This window comes from Alcanivorax sp. 97CO-5 (assembly GCF_000524665.1).
In the GTDB taxonomy this organism is placed as follows: domain Bacteria; phylum Pseudomonadota; class Gammaproteobacteria; order Pseudomonadales; family Alcanivoracaceae; genus Alcanivorax; species Alcanivorax borkumensis.
This window is the reverse complement of record NZ_KI965888.1, coordinates 125167-149847: the sequence shown is the minus strand read 5'-3', so window position 1 is coordinate 149847 and position 24681 is coordinate 125167. Positions and strand designations below refer to the sequence as shown.

Genomic DNA, 24681 nt, shown 5'->3' with positions numbered 1-24681 from the left:
CGGGCTGTGGCCCCGCTGCAAAAAGGGGGCTATCATCCCAGCATGAAATCCAGTGACCGTAACCCCGCAGCTATTTTGCGCAGCCTGAGGAAATACACTCAACCGGCTGAGCAACAGGCACCGGCAGACGCCGGAGACCACAAAGAATTTACCATCGACGAACTGGCGCTCGAAGCCGGCTCGACGGTGCGTAACGTGCGCGCCTACCAGGATCGCGGCATTCTGCCGCCCCCGGAAAAGCGCGGCCGCACCGGTATTTATACCGATGTGCATTTGGCGCGCCTGAAGATCATCGGCGCCTTGCTGGATCGCGGCTACACACTCAACAATATCCGCGATCTACTCAGCGCCTGGGAACAAGGTCGCGAGCTCAATGACATCCTTGGATTGGAAGTAGCAGTCACCACTTGGCAGACTCCCAGCGTCCCCTCCTACTTGGACTATCAGGACCTGCTGGACGACTTCGGCGAAGACATCACACCAGAAGTAATGACCAAGGCCGTCAAACTCGGCTATATCATCCCCGAAGGCATGCGCCTACGTCTGCCCTATCCACGCGTCTACAACGCGGGTAAAGAGCTCAACCAAGCGGGCGTACCGCTGGATGCAGTGCTCACCCATGTAAGCCTAGTGCGCAAAGAAGTAGACAAGTTGGCGGAGCGTTTTATCGGCATGATCATCCATCACATGGTGGATGAAAAGTACGGCGACGAAGCCCTTCCCGAAGGCGAAGACGTACCCAAACTGGCCGATTTTATTACCCGTATCCGCCCACTGGCAGATGCCGTCGTTAGCGACGAACTCGGCCGGGTGCTGGAAAAAAGCATCAACAAAATTCTCGTTGACCGCCTTGCCAACGTGCTAGCCCACATAGAAGAAAAATAACGCGCTGGCCGCGCTAACCTCAGGTACCGCCAAAGGCAAGGTCGCACTTGACGTCTTTGGCGGCTAAGCCGCACACACCCGCTCTGCCGGAACCCAAGCGTTCAGCCTCGGCCGCTCTGGTCGATCACGACGCCTGGCGCGCCCGCCCGCAACAGTTCGCGTAGCTCATCCGGCACCGCTGTCTTCTCGAACGGCTCAGTGGTCATCATCACATACACCGCTTCTGAATGGGCAATGGCACGGCCATCGTCCGCATGGCGGATATCCGCCTGTAGCGAGAACGAGGTGGTGCCCATATGGGTAAGTGAAACAAACACATCCAACACATCGTCAAAGCGTGCCGGCGACCGCCATTGGGTGGTCAATTTCACCACCTGGTTATCCAGCCCCGCCGCCAGCAACTGGCGGTAATCACAGCCCAACGCGCGCATGAATTCAGTCATGGCGATATCCACGTAATCGCCATAACGGGCGTTAAACACCACTTGCTGAGCATCGCATTCGTTGTAGCGCACCCGAAAACGAAAACAGAACGGTTGGGTCATGATTTTCCTTTTTTCATTCTTTTCGCGTCGACATAGACGCATGGCATGGCCAAAGCACGACTGTGATTACAACATCCGCTCAATCGGCAATAACGACAATAACCATGCCAGCATGCGTCGCCAAACGGTGGCCTTGGGTTCACGGGAATACAAGACCGGCTTACCGTCATATCCATCCGCGCCCCACAATAATTCGCCTTCCTGCTTTTCAAGACGGTAACTGTTTTCCGGCGCTAACCCTTCTTCGATAAATGCCGCCACCTGCTGCCCCAGTTCAGCGGACACTACGTAGTATCCCATTTCGGTATTCAAATGCACCGAGCGCGGATCGATGTTGAAAGAACCGACAAACACTTCGCGTCGATCCAACACCATCGCTTTGGTATGCAGGCTCGCCTGGGAGCGCCCTTTGAACAACCGCACCTGCCGGTGCAGTGCCCGGGCATTGGGCTGTAATTCATGCAGCTCAACCCCTGCAGCCAACAGTGCTGCACGGTAACGCGCATAAGCACCATGAGCGGCAATCACATCATTAGTGGCCAAACTGTTAGTCAGCACCGCCGCGCGTCCGCCGCGCTGCTGGAACCCTCCCAGCGCCTCAACAAAAGCATCACCGGGAATAAAATAACTGGCCTCCATCAATAACTCCCGATTGTCTTGCCTGCCCAGCAAACGCGCCAGTTGCTCTCCCATCAACGTCTGCTTCGCACCACTGGCCTTATCCGGGCTATCAAACAGCAACGCTGCCGGAGCCTGCACACATTGCTGCTCTTGTTTTGCCAAGTAATCGGTGAAAAATGCTTCATGCTGGGGAAAGAGGTAAGGGTAGCCTTGCAATGAAGTGCGCCAGCGCCCCAACCAACGCCAGGCCCGATCCGCTGTCGCCTCCGTGCGATGACGGTAACTTTTCATAGACACCGCTAACGGGCTATCCCAAAAGGCATCAAAAGCCATTTGCGTGTCGGCCACGATGGCGCCATGGGCATACAGATCCAGATCACGGAAATTAGTGGATGGGTTTACGCCGAAATAGTGATCCGCAACATTACGCCCACCCACCAACGCTCGTTCGCCGTCCATAATCCAAGCTTTGTTATGCATGCGGTGATTTAATCGCGGAGCATAGTAGAGCCATTGCAGAAAATGCTTGTAGCGCCCCTTGAACGGATTGAACAGGCGCACCTCAATATTTGGGTGCGCATCCAGCACCGCCCACTTCACATCCCGGCCCAGCTGATTGGCATGATCCAACAACATGCGCACCCTCACGCCCCGCCGCGCTGCCTCCAACACTCGGTAGATGAGCAGCTTTCCGGTCGTGTCGTCATCCCAGATGTAATACTGCATATCCAGTGTGCGAGTGGCCAAACGTGCCAAAGTAACACGCAGCGTAAAAGCCTGATCGCTATCTGCCACCAGAGAAAAAGACGATACCGGTGTAAGTGCGGAGCCTGATGTTGCTCGGCTCATTTTCCTTCACCTTTTGACCAATGCATTGGCCATAGTGGTTGCTCGTTAATCCGCAAACCGGTATGCATGCCGCCGTCCTCTCCGCTCCCATCATGACCTTCTGATGACAAGAATATAAAATCTATTCTGAGTGCCAACCCTGCCATACATTCATTCGGATTCATCAAACTATCACGATCTTTTTACCGCATTTTCTTGTTATGGCGTCAGCCTTGTTGTCCCCCTTTCTTGTAAGGATGACCGCACATGGAAAAACGCGCCCTCACAACACCCGTAGTCACCGCCATTCTCGCCACGCTCTGCATCAGCGTCAGCGCCGCTCCCTACGACTGGAACTACCCGGCACCGATTAAATCCCCAGGCGCTAACAATAACGGCAAGGTGGTGCTGTTCGATGTCTCCCACGGTGGTACGGAAGGCAATGCCGACTGGGTTATCGACGGCGGCTTTTCCGATTTTGCTGACAGTCTCGTCAATGCCGGTTATACCGTGCAGGAATATCGCGGGGTAGATAAAAACAGCGACGGCGTTATCCAGTTCGTCGATGACTACACCAACCCCAGCACGGCCAACAGTAACGCTAATGAAGCGGTCATTACCTACAGCGCTATTAGTCATGCCGACGTATTGGTGCTGGCTGAAAGCAACCGCCCTTTCACCCAATCGGAATTACAGGCGCTGGAAGATTTTGTCGCCGATGGCAAGGGCATCTTCTTTGTTGCCGACCACTATAACGCAGACCGCAACCTGAACACTTGGGACAGTACCGAAGTATTCAACGGCTACAATCGTTCCTCCTTGCCCCAGTTCAATGTAGGCGGCAGCTACGGCGATCTACGCAACCCGGGCACCGCCAACGGCTGGTTAGCCCAGGAGTTCGGTATTCGTTTCCGCTTCAACGCCATCGACTGGCATAGCGGCGCCAGCGGTATCGAACCCGCCAGCCAAGTGGAAGGCCTCACAACCGGCGTAGGCCCTGTGCTGATGGCCGGCGGCGCCACCCTTGCCATCACCGACCCCAACAAAGCCAAGGGGCTAGTGTACTTTTCCACTAGCGACAGCCCCAGCCGCTGGAGCCACGCGGTGGATTCTGGTCTCTACTTTGGCGGCACCGCCGAAGGCCCTTATGTGGCCATCGCCAAATCCGGGGCGGGCAAAGCCGCTTTTATTGGCGACTCCAGCCCCATCGAAGATGCCAGCCCAAAATACAAACGTCAGGATAACGGTAATACCAAAAGCACCTACCCAGGCTGGACCGATGCCGGTAACGCGGCTCAGCTCAGCATGAACCTGATCGACTGGCTTGCTACACCGCAAAGCTATACTCGGTTCGACACCAGCGCCCACCCAGCAGGCACCGCCACCCCTACCCCCATGGCCAGCGAAGAGTTGGACGACCCGGATAACGGCCAGCCCTGGAACACCCCCTCCGGCGGCTATAACCCCTGGGATGCCAGCACCTTTGACTACGCGGCCTACGGCGCACCGGACGGCCCGGGCGGCAGCACTGGCGGTGGCAACGGCAATGCTCTATCCGTGAGCGACGCTCTAGCCGAACCCACGGGAACAACGGTGACGGTGGAAGGCGTGATCACCCAAGCCATCAACGGCGAGTACGCCCTAGAAATCCAGGACAGTGCCGGCAGCGCCACGCTTTACGTGAAACTGGAAAGTCAGTATCGCAGTGCCTTTAGCCCGCAGAATAATCCGCAGGTGATCGGCGAGACACTCCAGGTCTCTGGCGAGCGTGATGTCTACATGGGCGAACCGAGCATCGAATACGTCACCGACATGCAATGGGTGGCCAGCAATGCATCGAGCGGCACGTGTGGCAGCAATGGCGCCGTCTCGGTGAATGATGCCTACGCCAGCAGCCAAGGCAGTCCGCTCACCGTCATTGGCGAAGTGATTGGCGGCGTTAACGACCCCCATGCCCTGGAGCTGGGCGACCTTGTTAGCAGCACCACCCTCTACGTGAAATTGGAAGCGGATCAACGCGCCGAATACAGTCCCGCCAACAACCCCGCCATGGTCGGCCAGACCCTCAAGGTGGACGGCGTGCGCGACCTCTACATGAGCACACCCAGCCTAGAATCCGTGAGCCATCTCGCGGTAATGGGTAACTGCCCCTGAAACACCCAAGACATCACCAGCGGCGTTCGCGTCGCCCTTCTTTCAACTCAACACACAGGAAACACCATGAGTACTTCACTGCGATCCCTGCTGGTTCTGTCTCTGGCCAGCGGCGCCTTGCTGAGTGGCTGTGGCGGCGATGATAACAACACCCCACGGGTGGATCTTCGCCTGATGGAAACCACCGACATCCACGCCAACGTAATGGACTATAATTACTACAGCGACAGCGTGGATAACGGCCACGGCCTGGTACGCACCGCCATGCTGGTCAAACAGGCCCGCGAGGAAATCACCTACCCGGGTAACTCCGCGCTGGTGGACAACGGCGACTTAATCCAGGGCAGCCCTATGGGTGACTGGCGTCAAGCTCAAGGGCTCACCAGCGGCGAGGTGCACCCGGTCTATAAAGTCATGAATGAAATGGCCTACGACGTGGGCAACTACGGCAACCACGAATTCAACTATGGCTTGGACTTCCTCGCCGAGAGCGTAAACGACGCCGCCTTCCCTTACATCAGCGCCAACGTTTTTAGCGCCGACGGCAGCACCCCCTACTTTGACCAGTACACGCTAATCACCAAGACCGTTTATGATCGCGACGGCAATCCTCATGAGCTGACTCTCGGTTTTATCGGCTTTCTACCGCCACAGATTATGCAGTGGGACAAGAAGAACCTGGAGGGTAAGGTCAGCACTAAAGACATCAAGGCCGTTGCCGAGCTGTTGGTCCCACAGATGAAAGCGGAGGGCGCGGACATCATCGTCGCCATCCCCCATTCCGGTATCAACACCACCGCCTATTCGGAAAACGCCAAGGCAGAAAACAGCAGCTGGTACCTAGCCGATGTGGAGGGTATCGACGCCATCATGTTCGGCCACAGCCACCTAACCTTTCCTTCCATAGACTTTGCCAAAACCGCCAACGTGGATCTGGAAAAAGGCACCATCAAGGGTGTGCCCTCGGTGATGCCCGGCTACTGGGGCAGCCACCTGGGCATCATCGACCTGACTCTGGCACTCAATGAAGACGACGAAAGCTGGGCCGTGGTGGACAGCAAGGTAGAAGCCCGAGCCCTAAACCCGGAAAGCGAGGCAGACGCCGCACTGACCGCATTGGTCAAACCCGACCACGACGCCACACTGGAGTACATGGACCAAGTGATCGGCGAATCCACCGACGACATTTTCAGCTTCCTGGCCGTGGTAAAGGATGATCCTTCCATCCAGATTGTTAGCGATGCCCAGAAGGCCTATGTGGAAGACGCCATTGTCGGCACCGAGCTGGATGGCCTGCCGGTGCTGTCTGCTGCGGCGCCGTTCAAAGCCTGCGACCGCAAGGGCGTCTGCGCCGAGGAAAGCAGTTTCACCGTGGTGCCCGCCGGCGAATTGAAAGTGAAAAACATTGCCGACCTGTACCTGTATAACAACCGCCTGATGGCGGTTAAAGTCACCGGTGCCGAGCTGGAACAATGGCTGGAGTGTTCCGCCTCGCAGTTCTTCCAGATCACCGATACGGCTGACCGTCAGGAGCTGGTGGATTTCACTGGCTTCCCCACCTACAACTTCGATGTGATCGACGGCGTCACCTACCAAATCGATGTAACCAAACCGGCCCGCTACAACGGCGACTGTGTCAAAGTCAGCGATGGAACACGCATTGTCGACCTGCAATTTGAAGGAACCGCCATTGATCCTGAGCAGACGTTTCTTATTGCCAGTAACGACTACCGCGCCCACGGCGGTAAATTCGCCGGCACGGGTGGCGATCATGTGGTGATTGAATCCCCGGATGAAAACCGCCAGGTAGTGGGTAACTACATTCAGGCCAACAGCCCGGTAACGCCCACCGCCGACAATAACTGGTCCTTCGCACCCATCCTGGGTTACACCAGCAATCTGGAAATCGTATTCCGGGTCCCCAATACCAACCGCGCAAAGAATTTTGTGGCGGATGCGGTTGCCGGAGCGGGTGGCAGCTTCCTCGCCACGTTACTGGACGACAGTGGTAACGAAGCCATCTACGAACTGAACCTGCAACCCTGAGGCATCCCGGCCTGCCCCGCACGGTGGGCCGGGTAATATCGCTGTACCCGAAATAACACCAGCCCCCTTACGGCTCGGCCAAAGGTTCATCGCGTCGAATACGCAGAAAACGGGCAAAGCGGGGCAGCCCCGTAGCCGTTTTTCCGAAATACTTGTAAGTCACCGTGGCCCCCAAGGGCGGCGGTGCCTTGCGCTGTTTATCAGTAAAGCCGGTCCCCAGCTTGAATTGCCGACCATCCGCCTTTTCAACCACCAGCGCCCCCATCATGCCACGGTATTTCCCCTTGCCTGCTGTGTAGCCAATCACCACCGCTTCCGCATCTTGATAGGTCTTCACTTTCAACACCGCATCACTGCGGCCCGCCTGGTACAGGCTATCGCCGTGATGCAGCATCAGCCCTTCCCCCCCTGCCGCCATCACCTTGTCTAACCGCTGCAATAATGCCGCGTGACTTGAGGCCGGCTGCTGCTCTATGACGGAAAAGGTATAGCCATTGCTGGCTGACGCCAGCGCCTTCATTTGTTGAATACGCTGTGAGAATGGCGCACCACTGGCCGGCAAATCAAACACCTTATATTGAATGTGCCGCCACTCCTCAGCGTTGGGCTGCACCCGCCGCACCGCTGCAGAAACAGCCGAAAAACGCCCGTGCCCCATCCACAGCTCCCCGTCCATAGGCGTACTCGGGTAACCGCGCACAAACCAAGCCGGGGCATTGATCACATACCCCCCTTTACTGATCAAGTGCTCCCCATTCCAGTAAGCTCTCACCCCATCCAGCTTTTCGCTGACCCAGTACCCCTCCAGGGCCATTCCCTGCTGATATGTCTGCGCTAGCTGAAGTGCCGGGCCCTGCGCCAAACACCAGCCAGCCATTATCCACAGACCAATAATCGCCAGCCCTTGCCTGCTCTTCACGGCATTGCCCCCGGTTTATGTCAGGCTGGTACCATGACAGATTCGGGCTCCGCTCCCTGTCCGTTTACACATACCGGTGATGTAAGCCATAACGGTTTGCAACAAATCACGACCGGCTGCATCCAACAGGCAGGAGGTAAGCACTTATGCGAATGATTACATTACTGGGGTTGCTGATAATCAGCGCACCATCCCTAGCCGCCGAAGCCTATTTCGCCGGTGGCTGTTTCTGGTGTACCGAGTCCGATTTTGAGCAACTGAACGGCGTTAGCGAAGTTATCAGCGGGTATGCGGGTGGCGACGTCGCCAATCCCAGCTATCAACAAGTAGCCGCTGGCAGCACCGGGCACACCGAAGCCGTAAAGGTCATCTATGACCCCAAAGTGGTTAGCTACGACAACCTACTGACCTGGTTGTGGCGCCATATCGACCCCACCGACGCCAACGGACAATTCGTGGACCGGGGCACCCAGTATCGCAGCGAAATTTTTTATCAAACCGATGAAGAAAAAGAGGCTGCTAAAGCATCAAGGATGGAACTGGAAGAACGTGGCCCCTTTAAAAAACCCATCGTCACAGCAATCACCAAACTAGATAGGTTTTATCCCGCGGAAGATTACCATCAGGATTACTACAAAACCCACTCGCTCAAGTACAAGTATTACCGCTATCGATCCGGTCGCGACCAGTTTCTAAAAGAGCACTGGGATGATCCAGATCACCGCCCTTGGCTTGTAAAAGACGTAACACAATCCTGGCAGGGAGCAGATAAATTTGAGCGCCCAAGTGATTCGGATTTACAAAAAACGTTACCAAAACTTACCTATAAGGTGACCCGTGAAGACGCCACCGAACGCGCTTTTCACAATCCCTATTGGGATAACAAAGAAAAAGGCATTTATGTGGATGTGATCAGTGGCGAGCCACTCTTCTCTTCAACAGACAAGTACCAATCTGGCACAGGCTGGCCGAGCTTTACCCAACCTATAGATGAGGCCTTTATCACCGCTCATGAAGACAATACACTGTTCACCACTCGTACCGAAGTGCGCAGCCGCTACGCAGACTCGCATCTGGGCCATGTCTTTGATGACGGCCCAGCACCTACAGGCAAGCGATGGTGCATGAACTCTGCCGCAATGCGATTTGTTCCTCTGGAGGAAATGACCCAAAAGGGTTACGGAAAATATCTTTCCTATTTTCAATAGCGCACATGAAAAGCGAGAATTTTTTCTCGCTTTTCCAATTTTTTCTTATTTTTGTCTCAAAAAATTAACGCCCTTTACTGCAAACAAAACAATGCTGCCAGCGACAATGCCCAGCACTACATTTACAAGCATGGTCATCAAAACGCTTAGCACAGCGGCCATGGGAAAGGTCACCATTAGTTCGTCTATATAATGCAAAGTATCGTGACTCATTGGCAAGCCATGAAGCAAAATACCCCCGCCTACCAAGAACATAGCAGTCGTTCCTGCCACGGATAAAAACTTCATTAGTTTAGGAGAAAAACCAAGTAGCATCCCTCCTAAAAAAGACCGAATTTTTTCATTTTTTTCTTTACCCGATTCAATCAAATACAAACCCGCATCGTCTAACTTAACAATGCCAGCCACCAATCCATAAACGCCGATGGTCATGGCCCCCGCGATAAGACTTATCACCATAATTTGCTGTAAAAAAGGCGCAGCCTGTACTGTTCCCAAAGCAATAACAATAATTTCTGCAGACAAGATAAAGTCCGTTCGAATAGCCCCTTTAATTTTATTTTTTTCAAAAGAGACCAAGTCCACTTTCGGGTCAATCATGGCTTGAATTCTTTCTTTATGCTCTTGAGATTCTTCTGCTCCATGAAAAAATTTATGCGCTAGTTTTTCCACCCCTTCATAGCACAGGTAAGCGCCACCTAACATCAACAATGGAGTGATCAACCAAGGCAAAAAAGCACTGATCAACAACGCCGAAGGAACCAGAATACATTTATTGCGCATGGAACCTTTAGCCACGGCCCACACCACAGGAAGCTCGCGTTCTGCACGCACGCCCGATGCCTGCTCCGCATTTAACGCCAAGTCATCGCCCAGCACCCCTGCGGTTTTCTTGGCTGCCACCTTGGTCATCACCGACACGTCATCAAGCACTGCGGCGATGTCATCCAGCAACATCAGTAAACTTGTTCCTGCCACGTTATTTATCCTTAAAAAATAAATTTTTTTGAAGTCTAATTTTTTGTCACTTTACAAAATTCAACCTAGGCCGGTTAATGGTGATCGCGACAATGCCGACAATGGCCAGAACCCAGCAATAATGGATAGAACCGATTAACGCCAACGGTGAAAGCTTGGCAATGGAGCAGGCCAGCAACACTTGCGCCCCATAGGGAATTAAGCCTTGCACCACGCAGGAAAAAATATCCAGCATGCTGGCAGAACGGCGCAAGTCCACACCATGGTCAGTGGCAATATCACGGGCCATCTCCCCAGTCAGCACAATGGCCACGGTATTGTTGGCCACAAACACATTCGCAAACACCACCAGCAGGGCAATGCCCATTTCACCGGCACGTTGCAACGGCAGCCTAAGCCAGCGCGTCAAGCCATGAATGCGCTCAATAACCCAGCGGGTACCGCCCTGGTCGGTCATCAGCTGAGACAAGCCGCCAATCAACATGGACAACAGCATGATCTCGAACATGCCTTGGAAGCCTTCATAGATCGCGCCGTTCATGGTGGCCAGATTATAATCGTCCATCATCGCGATGCCGGTGGCGCCTGCAGCGACAATACCGATGATCAGTACCGCCAGTACATTAAGGCCGCTGAGTGCCAAACCAAACACCAACAGGTAAGGCACCACTAGAGCAACCTGAAAAGGTTTGCTCTCTACCTGGTGCTCACCACCGCCCAATACGATTAGCAAGCCCAGAGTCAGTAAGGCCGCCGGCACCGCAATCCAGATGTTGACCCGAAATTTGTCCTTCAACGACACACCCTGGCTACGTGTAGCCGCGATGGTGGTATCGGAGATCATCGACAGGTTATCGCCAAACATGGCGCCACCCACCACCGCGCCCAACGCCAGTGACATGGGCAACCCGGTAGCGCCGGTAAAGCCGACCGCAATGGGAGCCGTTGCCGCAATGGTGCCCATGGACGTACCCATGGCGGTGGCGATAAAAGCAGAGATGAGAAATAGGGCAGGCAGCACCCACTGGGAAGGAATAATGCTCAGGCCAAGTTGGACAGTGGCCTCCACACTGCCAATGCTAACGCTGACACTGGCAAAAGCGCCGGCCAGCAGAAACACTAAACACATGAGAATAATGTTGGGGTGGCCGATCCCCGCCACCAAGCGCTCCACACTGGTATTTAATCGCTGCCCGGCCAATCGCGCCATCAACATGGACAACACAATAGCGACCATGGCCACCACTGGCGCCTTTATCTGGTAGAAAGCAAAGTCAGTATCGGCAGCGGTGTAGTACAAGCCACTACCAAGAAACACCACCAGGAAAAACAACAAAGGGAGCAGCGGCCAAACGCGCCCAGAGGGCACAGCGTGGTTATGTGTGTTGGCCATGTAGGGGCGTCCGGATCAACCAATGATCGACCCAGTGTAGAGCTTCCGAGGCCATGTCGATAGCCGCCTTAACGTGCCATTAAAAAATCAATTAATGGCCACTTGCTGCGCACTCGCTCATCTTCTCTTTTATTTTCGTGGTGCTATAGAAGCCCGCGTAGCCTAGCTTCAGACACTGCCTTAACCCGGTTGGTTACTTTAAGTTCGCTGAAAATCTTTTTCAGATGCCATTTGACGGTATCCTCTGTTATAAGAAGCCGCTCAGCGATCTCTTTGTTCGTCATTCCACTGCTTACACATTTCAACAGAGAAATTTGCTTTATCGTAATGGTTGATTGGGTATTAGTGAGTTTAGGGCGGGCGTCAGCCTCTTCTTTTCTCACCTCGAGATCTTTTGTAGCGTTAGTCTCTGCGCTTTCTGGCAACGTATCAAAAAGATCCCGAGCAATGGGGCTAAACGACATTAATGCTTCTTTAATCCAGTCTCGGGTAAAATAACAGCTTAAATGTTCCGTAAGCTGGTCGGCATCAATAATTGTGCGCTTCGCTAATTTTGATGAACCGAGGCCAAAAATCGCTAATGCCTGGCAATATTGGGCGGCGATCTTGGTTCTAGCGTCTGAAATTGCACTGGCGCTTTGTAATGCTTTTTTTGCATACTTTTCAGCAACACCAAACTGCTTTCCAAGCCTCAACCTATACATTGAATTGACTAGCGCAATACGTGCGCGAATGGCTTGGTTTTGATTTGGCAAAAATGTCAGCTCACTCTCATCAGGAAGTATCGGCGGCTCTAATTCCTCATCGTTTATGAGCGTAAATTCAGCCAGCTGTATTTTAGCTAGCATGTTAAGTCGAGGTAGGTCTCTTTCGCAGGCAGCTATCCGGGTTTGCTCCAATATGGCCATAGCCCTATCTCTTAACCCTTGCTGGTACAGGAAACTACTGAACGTTTGCGTGCAACCCCATAAAATATCTGTAACACCATAGTTTAATGCGAAGTTGAATGACTCTTCCGCAGACTCATAACTAATTAGGCTAGGGCTTTTTTCGTGCAGAATTTGCAACTCAAGGGAACCAAGCATTTTATTTAAAAATGTTTTTGACACCCCCATCTTCTCTGCTGTTTTATTGGCTTCAAGTAATATACTCATTGCATGAGCGATATCACCTTTAAATATTTCAGCCTGAAGCTCTGCCGTTTTAAGCCAAACAAAAGCGTAATGTTGATTGGAGGACTGATTGGCTACCGCCCCCCTGTGCAATAATTGCTCTAAATCCTCAAAGCGACGATCACTGGAAGCAATGTATGCTTGGCACGTAAGCGCCGCTCCCTTACCGACCATGTTACGCTCGCCGAAAGTGTCAATCCATTGCTGGCAGAGGGTTTGGCTTTGCGCAAACTGATCCTGTGTCGCTTTTCCTACCGCGTCGACCAGCTTCCGCCATCCTTTTTCATCAAGGTTGTCTAAACCTCTGCTGCAGGACTCCGTGGAGCTTGCCAGTATTTTTTCTGCTTGCCGAGCTTGCTGGCTGAAATACAAGATCCAAGCATAGCTGATGCTTAAGGACGCGATTTTTTTTATCGTTCGAACCGGCACTTTTTCGAACCATGTTCGAAGCACCTCTATTTCGCCTTGCCTGAGTGCTACGTCTAAGATAATGCTATCGCTTACCGCTCGAGCCCAGCTGTGATCGCTCGCCTCCTGAGCGGCATTGATTGAATGGAGATACTCACCCCTACGCCAATGCCAAAATGCGACACGCTTTAGCACATATGAGCGACGCTCTCGCTGAATAGAATCAAACAAACCACGCAAATACTCTCTTAGCACCGGGTGCATAACCATGCACTCTCTGGAAGATTCTGTGGGGGTAAAGAGCGCATAATTTTCATTAATAAACGGAATTTCTTTATGGGCCTCTTCTGTTTTATATACGTAGTCGTAGCAGGCAACGCTGATCTCTTCCAGCATTGCGGCTTTGCAAATAAAGTCCCGTGTATTATTTGGCAGCGCGTTGAGTAGATTGTTTCTGAAATACGAACGGGTTTCCGGCCAGGTCGCAGCGGGGAGGTTTGGATTTGAAGTGTGGCACATAAGCCCAACAAGTGCGGGCCATCCACCAGTAGCCTCTATAACATTTTTAGCCTTGGCGCTATGCATTCCCGGCAACTCACATACTTCCTCTTCTGTGAAGACAAGGTCATGCGCGCCATATGTCACCACACCCGCCATCATAGACAAGCGCGCCAACGCTCCAGCATTACTGGGAGCAATATAAAATTTCACATTATTGGGGGTTTCGCATATTAAATTCTCAACCAGGCCCACGCCATGCTCAGCCTCCCCAATGCCATCTATGCAAATTTTTATCGGATTTTTAGCATTACACAGCGTATCTCGAAGTGACTCAATGATGTCATCATTACTTTGAATAACGCTCCAGGGTTCACGGCCTTTAATTTGATATAAAATTAACGCAGCCAACAAAGAATCCGTAATTTCACCGGAGCCAGGATACGATCGCGTATTGATATAGGCGACGCCCCCCTCCTCTCGGCCCTGAGTGCCCGCCTCGAAAGCAACTTGCACAGACTTGCCATAACCTAAAGGGGCCCGGTAAAGAATAACTTTTGATTCGGACTCGGCAGAGGCTTTCAGGCGACCGCGCTCTATGCACCCTTGAGTAATAAAACGCTGCCGGGCCCACATCCGGTCAGACATTCTAAGGCACCAGTTTTCCAAGTTATCGCACAGCATGGCAACAAGACCCCCTGTTGCATCTCCTCCAAAGACCTGCGTACTAAGGGATGAATGCATATTGATATTATGTACAGAGCAAAAACTACCCTTTGGAGTAGTTGTTTGGCCTCTATTTCTAGCTAACCCTACCACTGCCTACAACCTACAACTCGTCCGCTCACCAACATTACGCGGTGTCGCACAGCCTGTAGAAACAATCAATATGATAAAACAAGGTGATCCTAATGTCAGAGAACATTTTAACCGAGCCCCCACGAAGTGATGCTGATAATGAGGGTTATGTGGACCGAAAGCGCCACTTGTGGATTCTTTCTGTACTGTGGCCAGCAACACCAATAATTGGCCTATATCTCGTATCCCAAACAGGGTGGAGTATATGGTACGGATTAGTATTAATCCTATGGTACGGCCTAGTCCCTTTGATCGACACCATGCTTGGCGAGGATTATTCCAACCCTCCTGAATCCGTTGTTCCTAAGCTTGAACAAGACCGTTACTACAAAGTTTTAACGTACTTAACCGTTCCTATTCATTATGCAGCGTTGATTATAAGTGCCTGGTGGGTATCTACCCAACCAATAGGGGTATTCGAGTTTTTAGCTCTCGCCCTTTCTCTAGGCATTGTTAATGGCCTGGCACTCAACACAGGCCATGAACTCGGGCATAAAAAAGAAACCTTTGACCGCTGGATGGCCAAGCTTGTGCTGGCCGTGGTCGGGTATGGTCACTTCTTCATTGAACACAATAAAGGGCATCATCGTGACGTAGCAACACCGATGGACCCGGCTACATCCCGCATGGGCGAATCTATTTATACGTTTTCACTGCGTGAAATTCCTGGTGCCTTTAAACGGGCATGGGGCCTGGAAGAGCAGCGCCTCAGCCGTTGCGGCAAAAGCGTATGGAGCCTAGATAATGAAGTCTTACAGCCTATGATTTTGACGGTAGTGCTTTATGCCGCATTGCTGGCATTTTTCGGTCCTTTAATGCTCATCTTTTTGCCCATTCAAATGGCCTTCGGCTGGTGGCAGCTGACCAGTGCCAATTATATTGAGCACTACGGACTGCTGCGTGAAAAGCTGCCGAACGGGCGTTACGAGCATCAAAAACCCCATCATTCATGGAATTCAAACCATGTAATGTCGAACCTCATCCTGTTTCATCTGCAACGTCATTCAGATCACCATGCGCATCCTACAAGATCTTATCAATCACTTAGGGACTTCAGCGACCTTCCCACCCTGCCTACGGGCTACCCTGGGATGTTCTTCGTCGCATTCTTTCCCTCCTGGTTTCGTTCACTAATGGATGATCGGGTGATGGAGTGGGCGCACGGAGACATTAATAAGATCCAGATTCAGCCGGGAATGCGTGAATTCTATGAGCAAAAATTTGGAGTAAAGGGTTCGGAGTCACCCGATATAACCGTTGCCAAATAATCGCCAACAGAAATCCATCCATTAAACCTCGTGCTTTCACACTTTGAGGAACAGCGCCCGGCGTGTACGTCGGGCGCCATTAACTAAAGACAATAATATTGGTTCAAAGGTGCTTTAAATGGCTAAATATCAATGCCCCGATTGCGAATATATATACGATGAAGTCGCTGGCCACCCACACGAAGGCTTTCCCCCAGGAACGTCTTGGGAAACGATTCCTGAAGAGTGGGCCTGCCCAGACTGTGCAGTAAGGGATAAAGCTGACTTCGTAGTAATAGAATCCGGTTCCGCGTCCCCGGCGTCTGGCGCGGCCACCCCAGAAGTGCGCACTGCTACCACCCCACCTAAGGCAGAGGCTTCACCTCAAAAATCAACGGGGGCCTCGACTCCTTCAACTAACAATAAAGCCAAAGCAAAGGCTAAAGCCAAACCCGCACGGGCAAAATCGTCTAAAGACTCCACCAGCAAAGAGACCACCTTTCGTAAATGGATCTGTATCACTTGCGGTCACATTTATGATGAAGCTCTTGGCGATGAAACTGAAGGGTTCGCGCCAGGCACTCTTTTTGAAGATATCCCGGACGATTGGTGCTGTCCCGACTGTGGTGCCACAAAAGAGGACTATGTCCTCCATGAAGATTAGCCATCAGGCTCATAATAACGATAGGCTCATTCGGCAAGAGGTAATTTCATCATGAAGATTGCTAATCTGGCTGAGGTTGGTGCGACTAACGCGCCAACCGCCGATACAATTGATTCCGTCTTTTCTGCATTACAGCGGGCGCAACTTGCGCGCCGTGCTAGTTTCACTCTGGATGTTCGAATAGCACAGCTGAATAAGTTGCGAGATTCGCTCAAACGCCATGAATTAAACATTATTGCCGCGTGTGCAGCAGACTTTAAAAAACCTGCGCCTGAAGTCAAATTAACTGAGCTTCTCCCGGTACTTCAGGAAATTCGACATGCAAAAAAACATTTGCGCAAATGGATGCGTCCCAAATGGGCGCCCGCCTCCATTGGTGTATTAGGTACAAAGTCCCATGTCCGGCCGGAGCCAAAGGGTGTGTGCTTAATTATTGCGCCCTGGAATTATCCTCTCAATCTTGCACTAGGCCCTCTGGTATCAGCGTTAGCTGCCGGCAACAGCGTCATCATCAAACCCTCGGAAATGACGCCACACACCTCTAAAGTCATTGCCAACATTGTCGCCGAAACCTTCCCGCCTGACTTAGTCAGCGTGATTGAAGGCGACGCTACTGTATCACAAAAACTGTTAGCCCTGCCCTTCGACCACATATTTTTCACAGGCAGCCCTGCGGTAGGCAAGGTGGTTATGGAAGCTGCCGCCAAGAACCTCTGCTCGGTAACCCTGGAGCTGGGCGGGAAATCGCCTACTGTTGTAGGCCCAAATGCTAATATAAAGAAGGCCGCAAGAAACATTGTTTGGGGTAAGTTCGCTAATAACGGGCAAACGTGCATCGCTCCAGATCATGTTTTTGTGCACAGCAATATTGCAGCGCAATTCAACCAAGCACTTCAAAAAGAAATTGGCCGCGTCTACGGAAAAACGCTTGAAGCTCAAAAATCTACCGCTGACTATTGTCGAATAGTAAACAGGCGTCACTTTCAGCGAATTTCAAACCTAATAGATGACGCAAAATCTAAAGGGGCGAAAATTTTTGAAGGCGGGGCTATAGATACTGATCAAAACTTTATCGCTCCCACATTGATTTCAAATGTATCCAACGATATGGACATCACACGGGAAGAGCTATTCGGCCCTATTCTGCCCATTATTGAATACGATGATATCGATTCGGTTATTGAACAAATCAACGACAACCCTAAGCCTCTCGCGCTTTATATATTTGATGAAGATAAATCCTTTGCCCAACATATTGTCGAGCAAACAAGTTCAGGGGCTGTGGGAATTAACCTAACGGTGGTGCATTTTCTACATCCGAATCTTCCGTTCGGTGGAGTCAATCATTCAGGGATCGGAGCGGCGCATGGCGAATATGGCTTCCGTTCATTTTCACACGATAAGGTTTTGATGGAGGACAGGCATTCTCTCATCCATCTCCTTTTCCCTCCCTACACTGGCTGGGTTCGGCAGCTTATAAATGCTGCTGTTCGTATTTTAGGCTGAGTATTAACAAATAATAAGAGAGTTATTATGTACGATTACATTATTGTAGGAGCCGGGTCGGCTGGCTGTGTGTTGGCTAACCGCCTTAGTGCGGATACTTCAAAACGCGTAGCGCTGATCGAAGCCGGCCCACGGGATAAAAATCCCCTAATTCATATGCCTATTGGTATCGCTCTCCTCGCCAACAATAGAAAACTCAACTGGGCGCTAGAAACCGAGCCACAAGAACACTTGAAAGGCCGCCAACTGTTTTGGCCCCGCGGAAAGACGCTTGGTGGCTCTTCTTCTATTAATGCCATGGTGTACATCAGGGGCCACAAAGCCGACTACGATCACTGGGGCCAAGTTGCCGGTAACAACAACCTCTGGGGTTGGGATCGTGCATTAACATTATTTCGTCGGGTGGAAGACAACCAACGCCTTGGCGCAGACCCATACCACGGCAAAGATGGTGAGCTCACTGTAAGCGAATTAAAATCGATCAACCCGCTGAGCCGTGATTTTGTTCGAGCAGCGCCTCACGTAGACCTGCCAGTGAACACGGACTTTAACGGCAAATCACAAGACGGATTGGGGCTTTACCAAGTAACACAGAAAAATGGCCAGCGCTGGAGTTCAGCGCAAGCATTTTTGCGTGCCGCTGAGAGCCGGTCTAATCTTGACGTGCTAACCGATGCTCGAGTAACCCGCGTGGCTATGGAGGGTAAACGAGCTGTTGGCGTGACCCTGAAACAGGGAAGTGAATATCGCCAGCTGAGACTCAATACTGGCGGCGAAGTCATCCTGTCTGGTGGTGCAGTTAATTCACCACAACTCCTCCTGCTGTCTGGCATCGGGGATAGTAAAGAGCTTGCAAAACACGGCATTCCGCTAGTGCATCACCTTCCCGAAGTCGGCCAGAATTTGGCCGATCATCTGGACATCACGATCATGCACACGGCGAACTCTCGTTTGCCCATTGGCGTTGCACCCAGCTTCTTATTCCGTGGGGTGAGCGCACTTTTCTCCTATATCTTTGCGCGACGTGGTTTTCTTACCAGTAATGTTGCCGAGTCTGGCGGCTTTGTGAAATCGGATCCTTCGTCTGAGCGACCCAATGTGCAGTTCCACTTTTTGCCCACTTACCTGAAGGATCATGGCCGAAAAGTAATGGCAGGCTATGGCTACACTTTGCACATTTGCGATTTGTTGCCGAAAAGCCGAGGCTTCATTGGATTGCAAAGCCCTGACCCATTGGCGAATCCGCTGATTCAGCCTAACTATCTGAGCGACCCCGAAGATATCAAAACAATGATTTCCGCCATTAAGTTTGGGCGACGCATTCTCGGAGCACCAACAATGGCGCTTCATAGTAAACGGGAAGTTATGCCCGGAGAGTCCGTATCTACGGACGCTCAACTAACAGACTTTATCCGTGAAAATGCTGAAACCATCTACCACCCTGTTGGCACTTGTCGTATGGGGGCCGATCCTGATTCCGTTGTCGATCCGGAACTGAAAGTCAGGGGCGTTGAAGGGCTTAGAGTTGTCGATGCCTCGATAATGCCCAGCTTGGTGGCGGGTAACACGAACGCACCCACAATGATGATTGCCGAAAATGCGGCCGACATCCTGCTGGGAAAGGTCCAAGTGTAAACCCGAGCGGCGTAAGCCACCGGGCATACTAATGACATCGGCCATTCAGGCGTACGAACAACCGAAAGCGATATAAGGTAGTCGTACTTGATCAGATGATGAAAGTTGCATCTGGATCAGGCCTGAATGGCTCTTGTTACTGGTAAAAGCACGGAGCGAGAATAGAAAAATGAGCCACAGACATGGCTAACGCTTTACCTCGCTGAAGGAGGAAGTGAACAGTTCCCCCCTAACGCCCTCCATTATGCGCTTGCCGCATGTAGGGCATTGCTCTATGCGTCACCGATATTTCCTCCCACCAGCCACTCATTGGCTTTCCTCCTATGCTAAAAGATTAACCCAGAAGTGCCCATGAAACCCGGGGTAGTCCACTTAGCGATGCCAGCTTTATCGGCTTTGCATCCAGCAACCCGGCCTTTATCCAAGCGTTGAGCACCCTCGGCATTCGCCCCCAAGGAAACGAGAATTTTGTGGCCAGATGTGACAGCCACCTGATTCAGAGGCAGAAAAGTGAATAAGCGCGTATCCCCCATATGGGTGATGCGCGCTAATTACTCCCTACTCCATACTGGTAGCCAAAGCTTCGTGAGGGTGAGGGTCTGGAGACACCTCACACGAAAGCCACAAGAATCCATCCAACGGGGAAGTTAATGGCTACCATGTTTACGCCTGTTGTTTCCGGGGCCAGGCCGCTCCTACTCCATCTGATCGGTGCCGGCCTACTGATTGCCTGCGCCACCGGCCCCAAGCAATACGTGGTGACACCGCTGGACCCTGCAAAACAGGAGTATGTGGCCAGTCAGCCAGCGGCCCTGCAGCCCGCCTGGCGCAAACTGTTCCAGGAAGGGCGCCGCAATGAAGTGCTCAACCTCATGGAAATCGGCGCCACCGCCTTCAAAACCGGGGATCTGGATGTGGCCCGCCGAGCCTTGGATGAGGCCATCGCCAATATCGAAAGCGTCTACGCCGACAACGATGCCGCTCGAAAGGCACGCAGCCTCTGGTACGAAGAAGGCGAAAAAGAATTCAAGGGCGAGCCCTATGAACGCTCCATGGTCTATTACTATCGCGGCCTGATTTACCTGATCGATGGCGATTACGGTAACGCCCGCGCCACTTTTCTCAATGGCCTGCTACAGGATGCGTTCGCCGAGGAAGAACAGCACAGCACCGACTTTGCTTCACTGGTCTACCTGGCTGGCTGGGCGGCACGCCTGGATGGCAACGAACATCTCGCCGGTGAGCATTTTGAAGAATACCGCCAGTTCCACCCCGACGGCCCGATCCCTGGTGACAGCGACAATACCCTGATGGTGGCAGAAACCGGCACATCTCCACGCAAACTGGCCGACGGCGTCGGTCACTACGAGCTGGTCTACCGTCGCGGCAAGGGGTTCACCGAAAACCACGCAAAGATCGCCGGCGACGGTCTCAATCAGGCCCTTTATCCGGCAGAAGATGTGTTTTTCCAGGCCTCCACCCGAGGCGGGCGGGCCGTGGATCGCATCATCGAAGGCAAGGTGCAGTTCAAGCAGACCACCGGCAACGTGGGCGACGCCATGACCAGCCTCAGCGACAACAGCCTGATAACCGGCATCGCCTCCGGTGCCGGTGGCGGCCTTGCCGCCGGCTTCAACACCATTACCGCCATTGGTGTCGCCGCCCAGGGCATGTCTGCTCGAGCCAAGACACGCGCTGACACTCGCTACTGGAGCAGCCTGCCCGACACCCTGCATTTGGGCAGCGCCCGGCTTTCCCCGGACACCCAGAACGCCAGTGCCACCTTCACCAACAAGGCCGGCATCACCCAGCCGCCGGGCAGTAAACCCGCCCGCATTTTCTTCGACAAGAATGGCAACGGCGTCATTTTCGCCAGTGCCCGTTAACCCACGTTATGGAGAACACCATGCACGCGAAATTCGCCATCGCCGCCAGCCTGCTGGCCAGCGCTCTGCTTGCCGGTTGCCAGTCAAGCAGCAAGCTTGAATTGGAACAGCGCACAGCACCCACTACCTACAATAGCGTCACCTTTACCGATTACGATCTGAACCGTAATTTCAGCGGCGGCATTCCCGGTCCTGACAAGGTCTTCCGTATTACTACCGACAAGCATGGCATTCGCCGCACCCCGGCCAATACCTCCGAAGTCTTCGTCGTACTGCGCAATCACACCGACTACAACAGCATCCTCGAAGCACGCACCCAGTTCTTCGATCAATCCGAAATTCCTACCGATGTAGCTCCCCGCTGGCAACGAGTGGTGGTTCCCGCCAACTCCACCAGTGTCTATCTGGAAAAATCCACCACCACCGCTCAACTGAAATACCGGGTGGAAGTGAGGCAGGCAAAATGAAAACGTCGACCCTTCTCGTACTCCCCGTTACCTGGCTTCTCAGCGGCCAGGCTCTTTCTCAACAGGACCATCCTGCTACCGAAATGATGGCACCGGCCCAGGTTCCCATGAGCGAGGAAGCCTACGCGGAAAGCCTGCGTGATCAATCTCAGCGCCCGCCCGAGCAGGACATCATCAGCCGTTTTCGTCAGGCCTTTCCCGACCAGGGAAAACCACGTATTGCAGTGTTCTGGAATCGTGAATTCCCCAGCCGCGTCAGCGACTGGTACAGCCATTATCGCGGCAGCCTTAATGCCAAGGGCGAGCTCAGCGTCACCGGCAAGGAGGCCCGCGAAGAAAAAGGCCGCGCCACCCTGACCATGGAACAGGAACGCCGCGGCGGGCTACCTGCCAGCGATCGCAACGCCGTCGCTCTGGGTTTGCAGAGCGGACTCATCAGCGCCTTCAAGCAAGGCGGCGCCACCATCATTGATCAAGCCATGGCCCAGCGCATTACCGATAACGCCCTGGAAGACGGCACCTTCGAACGCGTCTCACCGGATCAGTTACGCCTGCAGATGCGCGCCCTGTCCCAGCAAGCAGATTACGTACTGGAACTGGTAGTCGGCAGCGAATTTGATCGCGATGGCCTGTACCAGGTGCGCGTGCTGTCCGTGAAAGATGCCAGCTTGCTCGCGGTTTTCAACACCGATGGCAAACCGCCGGGCAGTGAAGACCAGCATGCCTGGGTGGTGGCTGACAGCGGCTTCGAAAAGCGCGATCGCCCACAGCCCATGAGCGCCACCGGCAAGGAAATTGCTCTTCATACCATGGCCCAGATGAGCCAGTAAGCACCTTATTTATCCACGAATTCCATGAGGGGAACACCATGAAAGCTTTCAAACCCATCGCCATCCTCGGTGCCGCTGTGCTGGTCAGCGCCTGTGCGCCGTCGCGGGTTGATAACGCCGCCGGGCAGCCTTCCGTATACCAGGACGTAGGCAGTGCCGGGCGGGTTCAGGGGGTCGGTATCGAATCCCAGGACGTGGTCGCCATGACCGACAAGATGATGCGCAGCCTGCTATCCAACCCCATGGTCTCCAACCGCCCCACCCCGCCCCGGGTATTGATTGATATGGAAGGTTTCAAAAACGAAAGCACCTCCGTGATCAATCTCAACATGCTGGCCAAGCGTCTGCAGATCGAGCTGACTCGCGCCGCCAATGGCCGGATGGTGTTCGTGAACCGTCAAAACCTGGCCGCCATCCAGAAAGAACGTGAAATCAAACGCGAAGGGCTGGTAGACGGCGGCACCATCCGCAAGACCCAGGCTACTGCCGGTGTCGACTACCAGATGTTTGCCACTATTACCTCCCAGGATGCCATCGACCGTCAGAGCCAGATGCGTCAGCGCTACCACTACATCTCCTTCGAAATGGTGGACATGGAGCTGGGTACATTGGTGTGGGGGGACGGCTTTGAAATGAGCAAGGCCACCCAGGACAACGTGCTTTACCGCTAACTTTTTTACTGTCCGCGGGCGCCACGGGAACGACCGCCCGCCCGGACAGACCTTATCCGGAGATAATCATCATGGAACGTATTTTTACCTGCATCCGCTTGGGGGCGGTCGTGCTGGGTTCTGCAATGCTGGGCGCCTGCGCCTCCAGTTATCAGCAAGGCGGCGCAAACAATGGCCCGGCCATCCAAAACGGCCCGGCCACAACCACCGTCAACGGTCAGATAACCTCGTCAACCGGTTCCGAGGCCTATCAAAAGCAGGTCTTTCAGGCCCGTGACAATAAAACCGCAGCCTGCCTGCAGACCGAAGTGTCATCCGGCAAGCTGATGTACCACTCCCTGGTGGTCCCTTCGGGAAGCTTTCAGGTCCAGGCCGAACACACTGTCGGTGCCTGGCGCTGTATTGATTATGGCAAAGGCGGTCAGCAGGTTTGGGCTACTCTCGACCCGAACTCGACGGGAGCCCAGGGCGTATCGACAAGTGATGAACCTCTCGGTGATGGTCTGCTCGGGATCCGAATCCACCAGACTGAAGACAAGCACTTTCTGAAAGTGGAAAGCCTGGTGCCGTTGAGCGCAGCGGAAGAGAGCGGCCTGCTACAGAGCGGCGACTTAATCGTTGCCATCGGCGATGGCAAGAACGGAGAGATGACTCCCACTGCCGGCCAGACTCTGCACCAGTTGGTTGCGCAAATGCGTGGACAGCCAGGCAGCTTCGCACGACTAAGCGTCATGTCTCCGGGCACTGCCGGCACCCGTGACGTAGTCTTGGAGCGCAGCGAGCAAACCAGCGAACAGCTGGCCGCCATCCAGCAACAGAAAATCGATGGCCTGGCGCTCAAGAACAACAGCGGCCAATTCCTCTCGCCATACACCAGCGACGGCGTCACTGCCGAATGGGTCAACAAGACCATCAACGTCTCCATGGGCAAGGCCACCGGCTCCGCAGTCGGTGGCGTTGCTGGCGCCTACGCGGCCAACAAGGTACTGGAAAATGTGCCCTTCGGCGGCATGCTGGGCGGATTCCTGGGCTCCAAGGCTGGCAAGGCCGTGGGCGGCAACACCGCCCTGGAAGCGTCCGGCGGCTGGGACTTCATCCGCAGCAGCTCAGACATTTCCTTCAACTCCATGAGTGACATGGCGCAATGGCTGGCCACCACCCATAGCACCAAGAGCAACTTTGTGGACGCAATCAAGGCTGCCGACAAGATCTATCCGGGCCTGCAAACCGCCGTGGCTAATTCGGCACGCTAATCAAGGAAC

19 protein-coding genes are annotated in these 24681 nt (G+C 53.4%); 13 read left to right on the top strand and 6 right to left on the bottom strand.

Features of this window, described 5'->3' with window-relative positions:
• Nucleotides 1-42: 42 nt before the first annotated feature.
• Complete coding sequence (locus tag Y017_RS06720) at nucleotides 43-885, top strand: MerR family transcriptional regulator (RefSeq protein ID WP_011589968.1); 843 nt, start codon at nucleotides 43-45, stop codon at nucleotides 883-885.
• Nucleotides 886-986: 101 nt separating this feature from the next.
• Here the strand turns inward: Y017_RS06720 and Y017_RS06715 are convergent, their stop codons facing one another.
• On the bottom strand, nucleotides 987-1430 hold the full coding sequence (locus tag Y017_RS06715) for a thioesterase family protein (protein ID WP_035459821.1): 444 nt from the start codon (nucleotides 1428-1430) through the stop codon (nucleotides 987-989).
• Between the two features lie 66 nt (nucleotides 1431-1496).
• Nucleotides 1497-2900, bottom strand: coding sequence for a phospholipase D family protein (locus tag Y017_RS06710; RefSeq protein ID WP_011589970.1), 1404 nt, complete (start codon nucleotides 2898-2900; stop codon nucleotides 1497-1499).
• A 246-nt stretch (nucleotides 2901-3146) separates the two neighbouring features.
• Here Y017_RS06710 and Y017_RS06705 point away from each other — a divergent pair, with 246 nt between their 5' ends.
• Together Y017_RS06705 and Y017_RS06700 are read left to right on the top strand one after the other, a co-directional pair.
• The gene (locus tag Y017_RS06705; protein WP_035459817.1) at nucleotides 3147-5033 is read left to right on the top strand and encodes a hypothetical protein; all 1887 of its coding nucleotides are present in this window, start codon (nucleotides 3147-3149) and stop codon (nucleotides 5031-5033) included.
• Nucleotides 5034-5099: 66 nt separating this feature from the next.
• Nucleotides 5100-7079: a bifunctional 2',3'-cyclic-nucleotide 2'-phosphodiesterase/3'-nucleotidase gene (locus Y017_RS06700; RefSeq protein WP_035459808.1), complete on the top strand. Its 1980-nt coding sequence runs from the start codon at nucleotides 5100-5102 to the stop codon at nucleotides 7077-7079.
• Between the two features lie 67 nt (nucleotides 7080-7146).
• On the opposite strand, the gene Y017_RS06695 is transcribed toward Y017_RS06700, so the two are convergent.
• Complete coding sequence (locus tag Y017_RS06695) at nucleotides 7147-7998, bottom strand: DNA ligase (protein ID WP_035459805.1); 852 nt, start codon at nucleotides 7996-7998, stop codon at nucleotides 7147-7149.
• A 146-nt stretch (nucleotides 7999-8144) separates the two neighbouring features.
• Here Y017_RS06695 and msrB point away from each other — a divergent pair, with 146 nt between their 5' ends.
• Nucleotides 8145-9206: a peptide-methionine (R)-S-oxide reductase MsrB gene (msrB, locus tag Y017_RS06690; protein ID WP_035459803.1), complete on the top strand. Its 1062-nt coding sequence runs from the start codon at nucleotides 8145-8147 to the stop codon at nucleotides 9204-9206.
• Between the two features lie 45 nt (nucleotides 9207-9251).
• Here msrB and Y017_RS06685 read toward each other — a convergent pair whose 3' ends face one another.
• The 3 genes from Y017_RS06685 to Y017_RS06675 form a co-directional block, all read right to left on the bottom strand.
• Nucleotides 9252-10184, bottom strand: coding sequence for a DUF808 domain-containing protein (locus Y017_RS06685; protein WP_035459799.1), 933 nt, complete (start codon nucleotides 10182-10184; stop codon nucleotides 9252-9254).
• A gap of 46 nt (nucleotides 10185-10230) precedes the next feature.
• Nucleotides 10231-11577 carry a Na+/H+ antiporter NhaC family protein gene (locus tag Y017_RS06680; protein ID WP_011589976.1) on the bottom strand — a complete coding sequence of 449 codons (1347 nt, stop codon included), beginning with the start codon at nucleotides 11575-11577 and terminating at the stop codon, nucleotides 10231-10233.
• Between the two features lie 143 nt (nucleotides 11578-11720).
• Nucleotides 11721-14303 carry a LuxR C-terminal-related transcriptional regulator gene (locus Y017_RS06675; RefSeq protein WP_231483428.1) on the bottom strand — a complete coding sequence of 861 codons (2583 nt, stop codon included), beginning with the start codon at nucleotides 14301-14303 and terminating at the stop codon, nucleotides 11721-11723.
• Between the two features lie 263 nt (nucleotides 14304-14566).
• Between Y017_RS06675 and Y017_RS06670 the strand changes: the two genes are divergently transcribed.
• From Y017_RS06670 to Y017_RS06625, 9 genes are all read left to right on the top strand, one after another.
• Nucleotides 14567-15781, top strand: coding sequence for an alkane 1-monooxygenase (locus Y017_RS06670; RefSeq protein ID WP_035459793.1), 1215 nt, complete (start codon nucleotides 14567-14569; stop codon nucleotides 15779-15781).
• Between the two features lie 118 nt (nucleotides 15782-15899).
• On the top strand, nucleotides 15900-16424 hold the full coding sequence (locus Y017_RS15555) for a rubredoxin (protein WP_081737585.1): 525 nt from the start codon (nucleotides 15900-15902) through the stop codon (nucleotides 16422-16424).
• 51 nt (nucleotides 16425-16475) lie between these two features.
• Entirely contained in the window at nucleotides 16476-17930 is a 1455-nt protein-coding gene (locus Y017_RS06660; RefSeq protein WP_035459789.1) for an aldehyde dehydrogenase family protein, read from the top strand.
• Nucleotides 17931-17957: 27 nt separating this feature from the next.
• Nucleotides 17958-19565, top strand: coding sequence for a GMC family oxidoreductase (locus Y017_RS06655; RefSeq protein ID WP_035459788.1), 1608 nt, complete (start codon nucleotides 17958-17960; stop codon nucleotides 19563-19565).
• 650 nt (nucleotides 19566-20215) lie between these two features.
• Complete coding sequence (locus tag Y017_RS06645; RefSeq protein WP_197017549.1) at nucleotides 20216-21451, top strand: hypothetical protein; 1236 nt, start codon at nucleotides 20216-20218, stop codon at nucleotides 21449-21451.
• 20 nt (nucleotides 21452-21471) lie between these two features.
• A complete protein-coding gene (locus Y017_RS06640) occupies nucleotides 21472-21918 on the top strand; it encodes a hypothetical protein (protein ID WP_035459784.1) in 447 nt (148 codons plus the stop codon).
• On the top strand, nucleotides 21915-22748 hold the full coding sequence (locus tag Y017_RS06635) for a hypothetical protein (RefSeq protein ID WP_035459774.1): 834 nt from the start codon (nucleotides 21915-21917) through the stop codon (nucleotides 22746-22748). The genes Y017_RS06640 and Y017_RS06635 overlap by 4 nt, the downstream gene beginning before the upstream one ends.
• A 38-nt stretch (nucleotides 22749-22786) precedes the next feature.
• Nucleotides 22787-23419: a CsgG/HfaB family protein gene (locus tag Y017_RS06630; protein ID WP_035459771.1), complete on the top strand. Its 633-nt coding sequence runs from the start codon at nucleotides 22787-22789 to the stop codon at nucleotides 23417-23419.
• 71 nt (nucleotides 23420-23490) lie between these two features.
• Nucleotides 23491-24672: a S41 family peptidase gene (locus Y017_RS06625; RefSeq protein WP_035459768.1), complete on the top strand. Its 1182-nt coding sequence runs from the start codon at nucleotides 23491-23493 to the stop codon at nucleotides 24670-24672.
• The last annotated feature ends 9 nt before the right edge of the window (nucleotides 24673-24681 follow it).